General features: G+C 42.1%; 15 protein-coding genes and 1 pseudogene. 2 read left to right on the plus strand and 14 right to left on the minus strand.

Features of this window, described 5'->3' with window-relative positions; translation table 11 throughout:
• Window positions 1-148: 148 nt before the first annotated feature.
• The 5 genes from ccpA to SB775_RS23835 form a co-directional block, all read right to left on the minus strand.
• Complete coding sequence (gene ccpA, locus SB775_RS23815) at window positions 149-1,153, minus strand: catabolite control protein A (protein WP_061464409.1); 1,005 nt, start codon at window positions 1,151-1,153, stop codon at window positions 149-151.
• Between the two features lie 381 nt (window positions 1,154-1,534).
• Entirely contained in the window at window positions 1,535-2,611 is a 1,077-nt protein-coding gene (locus tag SB775_RS23820; RefSeq protein ID WP_061464410.1) for a bifunctional 3-deoxy-7-phosphoheptulonate synthase/chorismate mutase, read from the minus strand.
• Window positions 2,612-3,129: 518 nt separating this feature from the next.
• A complete protein-coding gene (gene ytxJ, locus SB775_RS23825; RefSeq protein ID WP_284470008.1) occupies window positions 3,130-3,456 on the minus strand; it encodes a bacillithiol system redox-active protein YtxJ in 327 nt (108 codons plus the stop codon).
• A gap of 133 nt (window positions 3,457-3,589) precedes the next feature.
• The gene (locus SB775_RS23830; RefSeq protein WP_089363615.1) at window positions 3,590-4,162 is read right to left on the minus strand and encodes a YtxH domain-containing protein; all 573 of its coding nucleotides are present in this window, start codon (window positions 4,160-4,162) and stop codon (window positions 3,590-3,592) included.
• Between the two features lie 47 nt (window positions 4,163-4,209).
• Window positions 4,210-4,719, minus strand: a complete 510-nt coding sequence (locus SB775_RS23835) for a DUF948 domain-containing protein (protein WP_061464413.1) — start codon at window positions 4,717-4,719, stop codon at window positions 4,210-4,212.
• A gap of 226 nt (window positions 4,720-4,945) precedes the next feature.
• Between SB775_RS23835 and SB775_RS23840 the strand changes: the two genes are divergently transcribed.
• Entirely contained in the window at window positions 4,946-6,058 is a 1,113-nt protein-coding gene (locus tag SB775_RS23840) for an aminopeptidase (protein ID WP_410863626.1), read from the plus strand.
• A gap of 53 nt (window positions 6,059-6,111) precedes the next feature.
• Here SB775_RS23840 and murC read toward each other — a convergent pair whose 3' ends face one another.
• The 6 genes and pseudogenes from murC to SB775_RS23870 all read right to left on the minus strand — a co-directional run bounded on the left by murC (window position 6,112) and on the right by SB775_RS23870 (window position 13,138).
• A complete protein-coding gene (gene murC / locus SB775_RS23845; RefSeq protein ID WP_410863628.1) occupies window positions 6,112-7,416 on the minus strand; it encodes a UDP-N-acetylmuramate--L-alanine ligase in 1,305 nt (434 codons plus the stop codon).
• A gap of 285 nt (window positions 7,417-7,701) precedes the next feature.
• On the minus strand, window positions 7,702-10,518 hold the full coding sequence (locus SB775_RS23850; RefSeq protein ID WP_410863630.1) for a DNA translocase FtsK: 2,817 nt from the start codon (window positions 10,516-10,518) through the stop codon (window positions 7,702-7,704).
• Window positions 10,519-10,941: 423 nt separating this feature from the next.
• Window positions 10,942-11,147, minus strand: a pseudogene (locus SB775_RS23855) (amidohydrolase); the annotation flags it as partial.
• Between the two features lie 201 nt (window positions 11,148-11,348).
• Window positions 11,349-12,155: a DUF1444 domain-containing protein gene (locus tag SB775_RS23860; protein ID WP_061464418.1), complete on the minus strand. Its 807-nt coding sequence runs from the start codon at window positions 12,153-12,155 to the stop codon at window positions 11,349-11,351.
• A gap of 50 nt (window positions 12,156-12,205) precedes the next feature.
• The gene (locus tag SB775_RS23865) at window positions 12,206-12,517 is read right to left on the minus strand and encodes a thioredoxin family protein (RefSeq protein ID WP_089363614.1); all 312 of its coding nucleotides are present in this window, start codon (window positions 12,515-12,517) and stop codon (window positions 12,206-12,208) included.
• A gap of 114 nt (window positions 12,518-12,631) precedes the next feature.
• A complete protein-coding gene (locus tag SB775_RS23870; RefSeq protein ID WP_089363613.1) occupies window positions 12,632-13,138 on the minus strand; it encodes a hypothetical protein in 507 nt (168 codons plus the stop codon).
• Window positions 13,139-13,261: 123 nt separating this feature from the next.
• Here SB775_RS23870 and SB775_RS23875 point away from each other — a divergent pair, with 123 nt between their 5' ends.
• A complete protein-coding gene (locus SB775_RS23875; protein WP_089363612.1) occupies window positions 13,262-13,711 on the plus strand; it encodes a YtoQ family protein in 450 nt (149 codons plus the stop codon).
• A gap of 142 nt (window positions 13,712-13,853) precedes the next feature.
• Here SB775_RS23875 and SB775_RS23880 read toward each other — a convergent pair whose 3' ends face one another.
• The 3 genes from SB775_RS23880 to SB775_RS23890 all read right to left on the minus strand — a co-directional run bounded on the left by SB775_RS23880 (window position 13,854) and on the right by SB775_RS23890 (window position 16,543).
• The gene (locus SB775_RS23880; RefSeq protein WP_089363611.1) at window positions 13,854-14,723 is read right to left on the minus strand and encodes an AraC family transcriptional regulator; all 870 of its coding nucleotides are present in this window, start codon (window positions 14,721-14,723) and stop codon (window positions 13,854-13,856) included.
• 142 nt (window positions 14,724-14,865) lie between these two features.
• Window positions 14,866-15,387, minus strand: coding sequence for a DUF84 family protein (locus tag SB775_RS23885; protein WP_410863632.1), 522 nt, complete (start codon window positions 15,385-15,387; stop codon window positions 14,866-14,868).
• 82 nt (window positions 15,388-15,469) lie between these two features.
• Window positions 15,470-16,543, minus strand: a complete 1,074-nt coding sequence (locus tag SB775_RS23890) for a M42 family metallopeptidase (RefSeq protein WP_410863633.1) — start codon at window positions 16,541-16,543, stop codon at window positions 15,470-15,472.
• Window positions 16,544-16,596: the final 53 nt, after the last annotated feature.

Here is a 16,596-nt window from a genome sequence, read left to right on the forward strand (position 1 = left end):
GAGGCTCACCGCCCGCACCAAGGAAAGCGAGCATCTGGAGGGGAAATCAACCACAACTCACTACCTGGTAAATAGCAGCAAAGTATGTGAAAACAGCCTTTTTTTAAGAAACAAAAGAGAGTGCCCCCAGGACACTCTCCAAACCAGCTTATTTCGTTGATTGACGATTTTCAATCCGATGTGGCAAGATCACTTTTTCATGACCTTCCTCCACTTCTTCTTTATTCATCAACTTTGTCAGAAGCCTCATCGCAACGGCACCAATATCATATAAAGGTTGAACGATCGTCGTGATTTGCGGTCGCACCATCAATGTCAATCTCGTGTTGTCGAAGCTGATCACTTCAAAGTCTTCCGGTACATTATACCCTTTGTCCTGTGCCGCATGGACAATTCCAAGCGCCATTTCATCAGCGCTGGCGATGAATGCCGTCGGTTTCTCTTCAGCTTCCAGTGACTTTTCAAAAGATTCGATTCCTGAATCATATGTATAATCGCCTTCAACAATATAGCTTTCATCGAAAGTAAGCCCAGCTTCTTTCAACCCTCGTTTATAACCAGTCAATTTCTTTTCATCAATCAGCGCGGAAGGATTTCCGCTTACAAAAGCGATATGCTTGTGGCCTTTTTTAGCAAAGAAGGTCACTGCGTCGAATGCCGCCGCCTCATAATCAATATTAACCGATGGAACTTGTCCGCTTTCATCCACCGAACCTGCCAGAACGATTGGAACGGGTGAATTCTTAAACTCTTTGACATGCTCATCAGAAATGTTACCGCCCATGAATACGATACCATCCACTTGTTTTCCAAGCATCGTATTCAACAAATGGAATTCCTTATCTATATTCTCATCGGAACTGCTTAGAATGATATTGTATTTATACATGGTGGCTATATCTTCTATGCCTCGTGCCAATTCGGCAAAAAAGATGCTCGAGATATCCGGAATTATGACCCCGACTGTTGTTGTTTTCTTGCTGGCAAGACCCCTTGCCACTGCATTGGGACGGTACCCTAACTTCTCAATCACATCCGAAACTTTCTTCCTTGTTGCAGGCTTTACATTCGGATTCCCGTTAACTACACGGGAAACGGTGGCCATGGAAACATTCGCCTCACGCGCCACATCATAAATGGTTATATTATTCATTCATCCATTCCTCCATTTCTTTCATTTTCCCCATAAAAGACCCGAATTATTTCGGGAAAAATTCTTTTATGCGTTTTCCTCTATAAGGAAGATTATTTTAGGAACGATCTGCCTAACAAAAAATGCAGTCCTACTCTCTTCTCAGTCAAAGATTCAATACCCTTTTCAAGTATAAAATTCACATAGATATCACTTTATGTATGACTCAATCTTCCGAACAGTTCTCATTCATGTTATTTATCATACGATAGTCGAATCTTTCCTGCAATCCAATAGTGCCTATTTCGATGCTTTTTCTGCAAAAACAAGTATTTTACCATTAAAAATAGCCCTTGCCAAGGAGGTAAGGGCCGTAAGTAGATATTTTAAAGACTTTCCAGCTTATACAGTTACCCAATTCAAACGTTTAATTTCATCGTAGAATTCATCAAATTGTTTGAAGTCCATTTGCTGTGCAGAATCCGATAAAGCAACAGATGGGTCTGGATGCACTTCTGCCATTACACCGTCAGCACCGATTGCAAGCGCCGCTTTAGCCGTCGGAAGCAAGAGGTCGCGACGTCCAGTGGAATGCGTCACATCAACCATGACCGGTAAATGGGTTTCTTGTTTTAAAATCGGTACGGCAGAGATATCAAGTGTGTTTCTTGTTGCTTTTTCGTAAGTACGGATACCGCGTTCACAAAGGATTATGTTGCCATTGCCCTGCGACATGATATATTCCGCTGCATGAATGAACTCTTCAATCGTTGCAGCCAGTCCGCGTTTTAAAAGAACTGGTTTATTTACGGCACCAGCCGCTTTTAGCAAGTCGAAGTTTTGCATGTTGCGTGCACCGATTTGGATGACATCAATATGATCGATCGCCGCTTCGATATCGTTAGCGCTCACGATTTCACTGATGACGGCCAAGCCGTATTCGTCAGCAACACGTTTAAGTATTTGTAAGCCCTCCAAACCAAGTCCTTGGAAGTCGTATGGAGATGTACGTGGCTTAAATGCACCTCCGCGCATCAATTTCAAACCTTTAGCTTTAATGACTTCCGCCACCGCAGCAGTTTGTTCATAAGATTCAACGGCACATGGTCCGAAAACGAAGCTCGGGATTCCATTACCGACCAATTCACCCTTAATGTCGATGATAGTGTCTTCAGCCTTTTGTTTTCTAGATACAAGAAGCGTTTTCTTCTGATCGTCTTTTTGAAGCTCCAAGCCCAATTTGAAGATTTCTTTGAAAATATGTTTAATCGAACCAAGATCAAGCGGTCCTTGATGATTAGCTTCGATAAGATCCAGCATTGTTCTTTCACGGACCGGATCGTAACGGTTTACACCTTGTTTTTCTTTAACGCGACCAATTTCCTGTACAAGTTCAGCACGTTGATTAATAAGATGTAATAACTGAAGGTTCACATCATCCAGTTGATTACGAAGTCCATCAAGCTCTTTGTTGCTCATTACAAATCCATCCCTTCGTTTTTTAAAATAGAAATCGGTTCAGCGGATTCAAACTAAAAAAATCCCATCCGGACCCTCGAACATCCACTCCGATTGTTTTATCAATGAAAATTTTAGAATATTTCATGTATGATTAAATCAATTATAAATGAAGTGTCCATAAATGTCACTAACTTTTTCTTTAATAATTAAACGCTTTTAAGCATTAAAGTTATAAATACTTAAAACTAGGTGCCGCTCATGCCAGAAAAACGATTACACAGAATATTGAAACACGATCCGTTGTAGGAATTATATTGGAAATAGAACAGGAAAGCTATCATTTAATTGATCATTTTTCACAAGAACATAGAAAAGTTTAAATCTTCCGCCACTTGTCCGAAGCCGAGAAATATTTAAAGAGTCTTTACGGAAGGGCCTCCATAGAAAAGGTTTCCCCAGGATTAACATCCTTAGGCCCGCCAATCAATGGAATAATAAAAGGCCGGACCCCTTACCAAAGGGATCCGGCCTTCCATTCATTCTGTAATGGCTTTGCTTAATGAATCATATGTAATCCGCCAATGAGATTCATTCCAGGCCGGTTTTCCACTTTTAAAAAGGATGGCCTGAGGTGATTGATGTTTGATATCAAATGTTTCTGCCACATAATTGGATAGTGGACGAGCTTCCTGAACGGCTAAATAGGCCGTTTTAAGTTGTTCGTTCTCTGAGATGTACTTTTCATATTGTTCATATGCTTCCGCACTGACCGGGCATGTTACGCTATGCTTGAAAAGTAGGAAAGTATCCTCTTTTAAAAGCTGATTGAATTGTTCTTCTGTTTCAATTTTGGTAATCTTCATAATGCATCTCCTTTCCTTGTACATATAAATTTTACCATCAAAAAGGCGGTGAAGCCATCGAAGCGCTTCACCGCCTTATTCTACGTAACTTTATGTCACTTCATCCCTTTTAAAAGAATGGAGGGTCAAGAATTTATTTCGTTAGTTTATTCTCTGTTTCATCAAATGCCTTTTTCGCTTCATCAAGTTTTAATTTTGCCGTATTCTTGTTTCCGCTTGTAGGGTCGGCAGGATCAGTTTCCGGGTTGCTGCCGTTAGCAAAATTCGTTTCTACAGATACGATAGGAGAATCGGAAGTTCCCGTCACATCTATATCCTTATTGCTCGAATTTGTCGTATCATCAGCAGAGTCGCCGTTTTCTTTTCCCGTTTTTAGGCTTTTCACTTTATTAACGATATTTGAAGATTTATTTGAAACGATTTCCGTTACGGAGCTTGTTTTTTCTTTTGCAGTATCAGCAAGAACCGTTCCTTTTTCCATCGCCGTTTGTCTTAATCTTTCCGTTTTCTCTGAAATGTTTTTAGCTTGTTCATTGAAATCGTTCCTTAGTTCCTTGCCTGTTTTGGGAGCCATGAACAAAGCAGTGGCCGCTCCGATCATCCCGCCGATCAAGGCGCCAATCATAAAGTCCTTAGAATTGATCGAGTCGCGTTCGTCCTCATATGATTTCTGATAGTCCTTTGTCTGAAATTCTTTTTGAGTCATAATACATTCCCCTTTCAATTTTCAGTTCATTTTTTATATAACTAGATTTATGATCTAGAACGTAAAAACCTTTTTTTAGGCAGGTTATCGGTTTCCAGTGCTTCCCTTTCTAATTCCGCACTTTCAGTTGGGGTTGGGGCAGCCTGTTTGCTTCTAGTCTTCCATTTATCCCTAATCTCTAAAGCTACATTACTCCATTGTACAATCTGTGAGATTCGTTCTTGATTATTATCAATCTCAGCCTGCACTTTATGGGAAACCTTTTGGATGGAAGAATTAAAGCTTGAGATGGATGTACCTACATCCTTCACAGCATCCACCACCGTGTTCAGGTTTTCTGACTTTTGCTGCAAATCTTCAGCCAACGTATTCGTTTTATGTAATAACTGGGTAGTTTCGAGCGTTATGCCCTGCATTTGGCTCTCTAGCCCTGTCAGCGTCCGGGCCACACTGTCCAGGGTTGTTTGAAGCGATGTCAGTACCTTTGTCAGGAAAATAACAAGGACCAAAAAGGCTATCGCTGCAACAGCAGCACTTACGTATAAAATAATCTCCATTGGAACACCTCCGAAAAATCGACTTATTTAGTAGCTGTTAGATATTAATTACCCCTTCCCTATTATTATAAACGTATTTATTTTTTCAATATACCCCATCAAACCCTAATCTGGAAATATTGTTGCCTGCATCCAGTTCCTCCATGAAATTCATGGGGTGACACTTATGGCTGGAAATCGGGTATGATAGAATGATAAGTCGAATTTAAACAATGGAGGTATTTTTATGAAAGATCCCAGAATTGAAACATTGGCTAAAAATTTAATCAATTATTCCGTGAAGCTTCAAAAAGGTGAAAAAATCTTGATCGAAAACTTTGGATTGCAGCGTGAACTTGTTAACGCCCTTGTGAATGAAGCCTATGCAGCTGGTGGTTACCCATTCGTCCTTTTAAAGGATCACCAAGTCGATCGTGCCTTGTTGATGGGTGCCAAAGAAGAACAGTACAAGATGATGGGTGAGTTTGAAGCAAACGTAATGAACCAGATGGATGCCTATATCGGGCTTCGTGCCGGGGATAATATCAATGAACAATCCGATGTCCCTCCAGAGAAGATGGCGATTCATGGACAGACAGTCGGTAAAGTACATAGAAATATCCGCGTGCCAAAAACAAAATGGGTCGTACTTCGCTACCCGACAAATTCCATGGCCCAATTAGCCAAAATGAGCACTGAAGCATTTGAAGACTTTTATTTCGAAGTCTGCAACCTCGACTATGGCAAAATGAGCGTAGCAATGGACAGTCTTGTCGAATTGATGGATAAAACGGATAAGGTCCGCTTAACCGGGCCCGGAACGGATCTAACCTTCTCCATCAAAGACATTAAAGCCATCAAATGTGCAGGTGAGCTGAACATTCCTGACGGTGAAGTATATACGGCTCCTGTTAAAGATTCCATCAATGGAGTGATTTCGTATAATACTCCGTCCCCTTATCAGGGCTTTACTTTTGAAAACGTGAAGTTAACATTCAAGGATGGAAAAATCGTTGAAGCGGCTGCGAATGATACGGATCGCATCAACAAAATTTTTGATACTGATGAAGGCGCACGATATGTCGGTGAATTTGCAATTGGTGTAAATCCTTATATTCTACACCCGATGCAAGATATCCTCTTTGATGAAAAAATTGATGGAAGTTTTCATTTCACTCCCGGACAATGCTATGATGATGCCTTTAACGGAAACCATTCAGACATTCACTGGGACCTGGTCAACATTCAACGCCCAGAATACGGCGGAGGGGAAATCCATTTTGATGACGTCTTGATACGTAAGGACGGGCGCTTCGTTTTACCCGAACTGGAAAATTTAAATCCAGAAAATTTAAAATAACAAAAATCCCAATAAAAAAACGACCGACCCGTTCTAACGGATCGGTCGTTTTTTTATTTTACCTGCAGTGAATGCTCGTAGGCTGCTTGGAACTTCTGAATGTCCCCCGCACCCATGAATAACACGACACTGTTTTCATGCTTTTGCAATATTGCAGTTGTGTTCTCCGTTATCAGCTCGGCACCTGGGATTTTATCTTGAAGGTCCTCAATCGACAACTTCCCTTGATGTTCACGGGCAGATCCAAAAATTTCACATAAGTATACTTTGTCGGCCAAATTCAAACTGTCGGCAAATTCATCCAGGAATGCCTGCGTTCTAGAGAAAGTATGCGGTTGGAATACCGCAACAACCTCACGCTCTGGATATTTTTGACGAGCAGAGTCAACAGTTGCCGAAATTTCAGTCGGATGATGCGCATAATCATCAATGATGATCTGGCTTCCGATTTCCTTTTCGGAGAACCTGCGTTTAACTCCGCCAAAAGTCCGCAATTGGGCTTTCACAGCTTCTTTATCCAAGTTTTCATATTTACAAAGTGCAATGACACCAAGTGCGTTCAACACATTATGCTTTCCAAAGGTAGGAATAGTGAATGTATCATAGTAATTGTTCCTTACGTGCACATCAAAAGTGGTGCCATCCGGAGTGACGGAAACATTTTTCGCTTGGAAATCATTTCCTTCTGCAAATCCGTAAAAAATAACTGGTACTTTAGCCTGAATATGTGGTAAATGCTCATCATCCCCGCACGCAAAAATGCCTTTGTTGACTTGAAGGGCCATCGTTTGGAAAGCCTCGAACACGTCTTCGACATTGGCGTAATAATCAGGATGGTCAAAATCGATATTCGTCATGATTGCATAATCCGGATAATATGAAAGGAAATGACGGCGATATTCACATGCTTCGAATACGAAGTAATCAGAATTCACGATTCCTTTACCCGTTCCATCCCCAATCAAAAAGGATGTCGGTTTAGGCCCGCCCATTACATGGGCCAGTAAGCCGGTCGTCGATGTTTTACCATGCGCTCCCGTAACCGCCACGCTGATAAAGTTTTTCATGAAATCACCTAGGAAACGGTGATAACGGATGATCGGCAAACCAAGTTCCTTTGCCTTCATGATTTCCGGATGGCTATCCGGAAACGCATTTCCTGCAATGATGGTCATTCCAGGTTGAATATTTTCCTCGTTAAAAGGAAGGATTTTAATCCCGGCTTTTTCTAATGCCAATTGTGTAAAAAATTCTTTTTCGTAGTCGGAACCCTGCACTTCAATATTCATATCATGCAGTATTTGTGCAAGAGCACTCATACCCGACCCTTTAATTCCCACAAAATGGTAAGCAGTCATAAAGCGAACCTCCACCAATCGTCTACCTGTATGACAGTATATGACGTCATCTTTTATTTGTTTTTTCATTACGAGACTTGTTAGAAACGCAATTTCTTCATAGTTTTTCATGCTTATATTTTCAATCATTCATCAACAAAAAACTATTATATCACTTTTTTATTCATTCATCCATGTCAGGGAGGTTCCAATTTATAAAATCATTGGATTTTGCCTCAATTAACGTGATAATAACAAGGTTTTCACCCTTTTACATTATATACAATTTCCTTTTAATAGGTTCTCTTAATTAACATGTAAAAATTCCAGTTCTTCTTCCGTAATCAAAACATCCCTGGGCCTTGAGCCCCTGGATTCAGAAACGACTCCTTGCTGCTCCATCATTTCTATTAAACGCGCTGCACGGTTGTAACCGACACGGAAGCGCCTTTGGACACTCGATGCAGATGCAGCCTGTTGGCTCACGACAAATTCACAAGCCTCGAAAAATAGTTCATCCGCTTCTTCCGTGACCTGGGCCCTGTTCAACAAGTCTTCCTGTTCAAACAGATATTTAGGCTGCTGCTCCAGTTTGACATGGTTGACAACTTGATCGATTTCTTCATCACTTACAAAAGTCCCTTGCAGGCGAACCGTTTTTGAAGAGCCGTTTTCAGCAAATAACATATCGCCTCTTCCCAACAGTTTTTCCGCACCTCCGCTATCGATGATCGTACGGGAGTCGACTTGTGAAGAAACCGAAAAAGCGATCCTTGTCGGGATATTTGCCTTGATCAATCCAGTTATGACATCGACAGACGGTCTCTGAGTGGCTACAATCAAATGAATGCCACAGGCCCGGGCCTTTTGAGCAATCCGGCAAATCGCTTCCTCTACATCAGCCGGGGACATCATCATTAGATCCGCAAGCTCATCGATGATCACTAGGATATAAGGCAGCTTGCTTGAAAATTGACCGGCTTTTTCCGCTTGGTCATTAAAGCGGGTGATATCACGTACACCGGCATGTACAAACAATTCATAACGCCGTTCCATTTCCTCTACCGCCCATTTAAGCGCGGCCGTAGCCGCTTTTACATCGGTTATGACTGGACTGACCAAATGCGGGATTCGATTATATGGGGCAAGTTCGACCATTTTGGGATCGATCAACAGCAATTTCAACTCCTGCGGCGTCGCTTTATACAGCAAGCTTACCAGCATGGTGTTGATACAGACACTTTTCCCCGATCCCGTTTGCCCGGCTATCAATCCATGCGGCATCTTCCTCAAATCCGTGATTATCGGCTGACCGGATATATCTAGACCCAAAGCCACAGCAAGCGGTGATTCATGCTCTTGAAACTCATTACTTTCCAAAACCTCCCGCAAAAATACCGGCTTGCTTTTCCTGTTCGGAATCTCGATCCCAATTGTATGTTTACCCGGTATAGGCGCTTCCATCCGCATATCCTGAGCGGCAAGGCTTAATTTGATGTCATCCATCAGGTTCGTCACTTTATTCACCTTCACACCGGGTTCCGGATGCACCTCGAATCGGGTTACTGCCGGTCCTTGAGTGACATTGACGACCTTAGCACGGACATTGAAGTTTTTCAAGGTCTCATCAAGTAATAAAGTCTGTTCTTCGAGCCACTCATCATCATGCACAGCATAAGTGGGAGGTGTCAGCAACTCGATATTCGGAAACACATAGTATGGATTATCATCGGCTTCAACGGAACCAAACACTTCCGGGGTATCGCTCTGCCAACCTTCTGCTGAAGCCCCTGTATTATCAGCTTCTTGATTCCCATTTTCAGAAATGTGATGTCCCTGTTCAAATGTAGGCTTAAAGACAGGAGTCGAACCGATATTGGATTCAGCTGTTTTGTCAGGCACTGCGACCGTTACGTTGCCATATTCAGTATCCACTAAGGTTGAGGGTTCTTGAATGACCGGAGTCTCCTCCTTCGACATTACTTTGCCATCCTCCGGTTTCCGTTCAGGAATGGAGGATGGTTTCGCTTGTCCTGCCTCCGTTTCATCAGCATTGATCAGAGATCGCTTATCAGGTGAAACGATTACCCTTTCGGCATTAGGGCTTTTTTTTTCCGGCAGCATTTTATTCATGAACTCATTTTTTTCCCGGTCTTGCTTAAGCATCATCACATTAAATGGGATATGTTTTTTCGGACGATTAGGCTGTTTTTCCGGTTTTGCCTCTGATGGATCACTTTCTGGATGGATCCCGTGACTTACAGGCGGTTGAGTCGATTGTACCGGGAACGATATAGCTTCAGCCTGCTTGTCCATGATGGATACAGCGACTTCGCGTCCAAAATCAATTGGGTCCTGTTCATAAGACTCTTTTTCTTCCGCATGCTCATCTATAACAGGCTCACTTACCGCTTCTTCAGGTCGTGCCTCAATGGACTTCTTACGAAAGAAAGCGGGTATCTCCGCCCCTTCCTTTTTTTTTTCCGCTTGCTCTTGTACAAGAACAGATGGTTTTATCGTCAATTCCTCAAAGGCTTTAGAGGTTTCAGGGATGGATCCTGGAATCTCAATATCGGGTTTTTCTTTATTAAGGACGGGCAATTTGCTTTCTAATTCATATTCGACAATTCCTTCAGAAGGGACTATCTTTTTTTCCGGACGACGGAACCCATAAATGGGTGAAGGGATTTCCGTTGGGCGGAATGGAGTATTTGAAGGGACTATTTTCGAGTTTTCCTCCCGATCTAAGCTTCTCCGTTTTGTTTCGGGATCCCTAACAGGCCTTCTCGTTTCTTTGGTCACATTCCCCTGCTCTTGTTCGTGATTTTCCCGGTTTCTTTCCCTAGGCTTTCTTTTTTTCTGCTCCCGGTCAGGAATGAGCGGAAACTTGAACTGTCCTTTGGGATATTGAAACAGGATTTTCGTATCCGGATCTGGAGTCTGTGACATTTTTTCCACTGTTTGATTGTAAACTTTTATTTCTTCTTTCTTTGACTTCGGCAGCTTCGAAAAATCCATATTTCTTAATGTCTCTTCATCAAGCGGTTCATCTATAATAATTTCTTCGATTTCAATAATTTCCTCTGCTTGGAACCATTTTTTCATCTTATTTAGCCATTTCAAACGTATCACTCTTTCTACATCTGTAGTTATGTAACTAATTCTACCAGTTATTTTTAAAATATCGAGAAAATTTAAGCTAAATTGGGATTTGTATCTGCTTTTTTATCGTATTCTTTACTAACTCTACCTATTCCGCAGAACTCCTATCCTATTAAACCCCTTGTGGAATGAGTTTAAACCTATCCATTGTGAAATACCCTCAGCCTCTAGTCTACTATTAAAATAAAACACCGCTGTTAAATCACCTTTACAATGAGATTAAGTTTACATGCAAACCGGGTGGAGACTGGTCAAATCATTGCATCATCCTTCATGGAACCTCCGGTGGCATCCAAACTGCCGAAGCCTATAAAACACCGTTCGTTAATACTGAACGGTGTTTTGTGGGTTCCAACGTTTTTTTGCAAAAAAAGACCAATGGTACTATTCCCATTCATAAAAGCTGCTTACAACCTGCGCAACTGATTTGGAAGCGATCAAAGGGCATTTTCATCAATATCGAATTTAGGATGGTGATTGAATTATGCCTTCTCCATCCCTTTCGGTTTACAGCCGATGTAAAAGAAGCAGCCTGGAATCTTTTCTGCATAATACGAAAAATCTTCTGAACCTGAGAAAATCGGAAATTCCTAACCTTCTTAAGATCTTTGTCATTCATGCTTTCCGGGCTATTTTTCACGAAACAAGCCAGTTCAGGGTCCTTGTTGGAAAATGCTTCACTTTCTTTTAGTTCAACTCTATTAAACTTGTATATACTTCTCCATAAAAAACAGGACCGCTGCCAAGCTGGAGTTTTCCATGCTGACACGGTCCTTATGTTTTGCAAGATATTATAGTTCACGCTTTTTGTTTTTACCCAAAATGAAGATGGGCTCCAGCTCATTTTCTTCATAAAGGAAAGATAGAGCCGTTATCGGTACATGACCGCTGGCAAAGAAGCTCATGGCCATTTGCGCAAGAATATCATAACCCGTATCATTCTTCACATCGGCAATGATGATGACATCCTGATGCGGAATCGCCACGGCCATGGTTCCCTCGACCTTATCCTTCATTTCCCGGAGCCAGGATTCATTTAGGATTCTGCTGGCATCATATCCGTCATTCGTGTTCAAAAAATAAAATGCATTACCTGCAACGATATCCGACTTCATTTCAGTTGAGAGGGAACGGGCATTGAAAAGGGCAATTTCACGGATCCTGTCACCCTGCCAATTTTCCCGTTGAAGCATCTTTTCATCTATAAGGCGGTAGGTCTTCCCTAAATCAAGGGCATAGAAAATCCGGGTTTCAGCCGTATGATCATCGAATAAAAATGGATTTCCGTCTTCCGATTCCATAGGAAAGGAGGTTGAGCGGATGACTGGGAAAATGGATTTCTCCTTGCCTTCCATGCTGTGATCTTCCCCCATTACATTCAGGGCCTCTTCCACATAATAGGTAATTTCATCGATGGCTTTTTCCTGTACGTTTTCATAGTTAGCAAGTACAGGAGGCAACTCGATGGTGATCCCCTTCCCGGTCTTCACATTTTCCACACGTAACGTATCTTGCTTGCTATCGAATTTGAAAGTGCGATTAACATCTTTTAAACGTTCCTTCAAGATATTTTTCAGCTTCGTGCTGTCCATTTTCATGATTGACCCTCCTCTTCATTGAAAAATCCCCTGCGAGAAGGGGAAATTGATTATAGTGATTGAATGAATTCCTCAATTTGTTCTTGTGTTTTTCGGTCCCTGCTCACGAATCTACCTAGCTCTTTGCCATTATCATAAGCGATGAAACTTGGTATACCGAATACATCATTAGCTGCACACACATCGATGAATTCATCACGGTCCACATGAATGAACGTAAAATCAGGAAATTTCGTTTCAATCTCCGGGATTATCGGTTCGATTACACGGCAATCTCCACACCATGCTGCTGAAAAAAGAAAAATATGTTTGCCTTCATTTTTTAATGTATCAAATTGCTCAATAGTTTGTAAATTTTCCATTTGAATATTCCTCCTGCTCTAAATGACAGTTTATATAATCCCATCATACCAGACTCTCCCCGAATCAACCATTAATATGGATCGGTTGAATGGCCGGAAAGTTCGGGGTGCATTTTATTTTTGGGGCACAGATGAAACGACTTGCATCATTTGTTTCGCATCGGTTTTTAAGTGGTCTTTATCCGTTTCGGTTGTCAGCTTGACCGCACCGATCCCCACCGCAAGCTCATACTTTTCCTTCGATGCCTCTTTTATCGAGATAAAGCCGAATTTTTCATCATTTTGAAAAGAATGCAGCACTAAATATTGATCCCCCTGCAACTTTGTTGCCAAAAATAATACGGAGCTGTCTTCCTTTTCATTTGGATTGACAAATAATATATATGCCTTATCACCTTTTTGTAAAATCAAATTATTTTCATGTTCTTCTACTACATTGAAATCCTTTGGCAGATAGACCTGAATAAGCCCTGCCTCGATATTGGGCTGTTTTTCATCGTCACGAAAAGCCACTTCAGCAGCCTTCATCGCCTTTTCGGTTTGTCTCTCGATGCCTGAGCAACCAACAAGCAAACTGCTAATTAACACGAAAACAAGAAATTTTTCATTCGATAAAGCCATCGTCATTCCTCCAGCCTTCTCTTGTACTCACTTATGGATACTATTATCCTTATTTATGGAATTCATCCATTTTCTAAAAAACATGATACAATGAAAGCAATTTAAATACCGAGGAGGAAAACTATGAAATTAACCGTGTATCTTGCCGGGGAGATTCATTCGAATTGGAGAAGTGAGTTGAGAGATAAGGCCGCTGCCTTGAAGCTTCCCTTAGAATTTGTCGGTCCGATGGAAAACCATGAACGCTCCGATAATGTTGGTGAAGATATTCTCGGAGAACAGCCGAACCCTATTCTGAAGGATGCCGCCGCTTCCCAAATCAATAATTTGCGGACAGGTCTTATGATGAAAAAAGCTGATCTTGTCGTCGCTCTGTTTGGCGAGAAATATAAACAGTGGAATACTGCCATGGACGCAACCACCGCCGTTTCCCTGGGTAAACCGCTTATTTTGATTCGCTCAGAATCCCATCATCATGCCTTAAAGGAATTATCGGAAAAGGCGAGTGTCACGGTCGAATCCGTGAACCAAGCCATGAAGGTGCTCTCTTATATTTTTGAAGATGGGCGGTAATTCTTCCTGGCCAAGAGCTTGACCCCCTATGTGGATTGATTGATAACGAGAAAAGGTCTATACCTAAATAAAAAGCTTGTAGGGAAAGTGAGATGAGCCTAATCTCCCTACAAGCGAAAAACAATATTTTATGAGTTAAAACTTATCCCTTTCTAATGGGAATCCAAATTTCTGAATAATAATCAGGATTTGATGCGTCATCATTCGCATATACTTCCAATTCAGGTGTCCCGGCATGTTCATAACCGCTGGTAGGGAACCATTCGGAAAAAATTTGCTTCCAGGCTTTTTGAATGGCATCCGGCATTGGCCCGTGAACTTCAAATACAACCCATTTGGAAGCCGGTATCGTAAGTGTCGAAAACTCTTCAGGCACTTTCCCGGTATACTCTGCACCTATCCAATAATCCATTGTTTCATTTTTTTCCACTGCCCGCTTATCGACACATACACCAATCAAGCCATCTATTTGGCCATTATTCAACTTCCCTAACCTATCGCTGGTTCCATCCGCATTCACTTTATCCCACAACATCGGAATCCCAACCAAATTTTCTTCATTAACCAAGGAAAACTCTTGCTTGATTCCAATCAATTGAAAGGAATCCCTTTCGAGGATATTGTATTTCATCGGTTTTGCCCCTTTCAAAATCACCTGTATCACCAGGCGTTCATAGAATTTCAGCTTCCCCATATACTTTCGGGCTTCACTTGGAGATACTCCATGCTGCCTTCGAAAAGCTTTTGAGAATGCCTCGGGAGTGTCATAGCCATACTTGTAGGCTAAATCAATGACCTTGCCATTTGTGGATGAAATCTCCTGGGCCGCTAATGTCAACCTTCGACGCCGGATATATTCACCAATCGAAATATCCGTTAAAATGGTGAATGTCCTTTGAAAATGAAAAGCTGATGCATTCGCTTGCCTGGAAATGCTCTCGATTGTCAGATCCTCCAATAAGTGCTCCTCGATATACCCGATCGCCTTCTGGATTGATTCAACCCACCCCATTCCGCTTCACCCCTTGTCATTTATACTAGCAACCCCGCTCATTAAAATCCTGTCAGATCCTGCTCTGTTTTGGCAGTATTCTTTTTTCATGATTCGAACCCGCATTCGCCGATCCGAAGCATGCATTCTGTCATGACATGATTCAAAAATCCTCTTTTTTCACTTTCAGCTTATACTCGTGTTGACCGGCAAGCATCCTCATGATATGAAGGAACATTTCCCCCCTGGTGATTCGCTCATTTGTAAACACGCCGATCGCCCCTTCCTTTTTACTAATATTCTCTTGCTTTGTGAAGGCGTCCATCACCGGGCCCAACTCTTGACCGCCCAGCAGCTTCTCAGCAACAATTTTGGGTAGTGGGATTCTCGCTCCGCCAGCTACAAAGACCTTACCGTCTCTCGTGGCCATCGCACCCCAATTACACAGAAATAGGCCCTGTTCCATTTTCACGACACCGCCTTCAAGTCCGATACCGATTTCAGCATCACTGTGAATTAAGCAATTCCGGGCACGTGTCATTGCCCCATCCAACGTTTCCTCATCTGAAAATGGCTGGTCCGAGACCCCGCTTTCCACTTGAAGCGAAATGATTTCAGCTTCTACATATACATCAAGCACTGCCTTTACTTTCGCCGGGTTTTTACTGCCTACTGCTATTTTCAATATACTTACCTTCCTTCTATGTAAAAAAAAGCTGCTGGAAAAGGATACATGACAGCATCCCTTTCCATTTCAGCTTCCTCCATCAACCGTTATTTATCAAAGTCTCAAATGTCGATTTATCACAGGAACGAACCAATTTCCCAATCAGTTCACGTGCAGCGGCATAATCATCAATATGAATCATGGATGCATGTGTATGAATATAGCGGGCGCAAATACCAATCACCCCGCTTGGAATTCCTTCATTTGCAATATGGACCTGCCCTGCATCCGTGCCTCCTTGGGAAACGAAATATTGATACGGAATATCATTCGATTCTGCCGTATCAAGGATGAATTCCCTCATGCCGCGATGCGTAACCATCGAACGATCAAAAATGCGGAGTAGTGCCCCTTTCCCTAGCTGGCCAAATTCACTTTTACTGCCGGACATATCATTCGCCGGACTTGCATCTAAAGCGAAGAAAAGATCCGGTTTGATCATATGAGCTGCAGTCTGCGCACCCCGTAATCCCACTTCCTCCTGCACGGTTGCTCCGGAATATAAGATATTCGGTAATGTTTCATCTTTTAAATCTTTTAACAATTCGATTGCAAGTCCGCACCCGTAACGATTATCCCACGCTTTTGCAAGGATTTTTTTCTCATTGGCCATCGGCGTGAATGGACAAATCGGTACAATCTGCTGACCGGGCTTAATACCGATTCGCTTCACGTCTTCCTTATCATCCGCCCCGATATCAATCAGCATATTTTTGATATCCATCGGTTTTGAGCGTTGCGAATCATCAAGCAAATGAGGAGGAATCGAACCGATTACACCAATGACCGGGCCGTTATCTGTAATGATTTCGACTCTTTGGGCCAAAAGCACTTGACTCCACCAGCCTCCAAGGGTCTGAAAACGAATCATTCCATTTTCCGTTACGGAAGTGACCATGAAGCCCACCTCATCCATATGCCCGGCAACCAGGACAGTCGGCCCTTCTTCATTCCCTCTTTTTAAGCCAAATATTCCGCCAAGGCGGTCTTGGACGACTTCATCCGAATACTTTTCCAGCTCACTCCTCATGAAACTCCGAACTGCATGTTCATTTCCCGAGGCTCCTGGTAATTCCGTCAATGTTTTAAATAGTTCTAAAGTCTCATGATTCATTTTTTTACCCCTAACCTATGTATTGTATTGTTACTTACTATTTTACAGAACTT

It is taken from the genome of Peribacillus sp. SIMBA_075 (genome assembly GCF_046534585.1).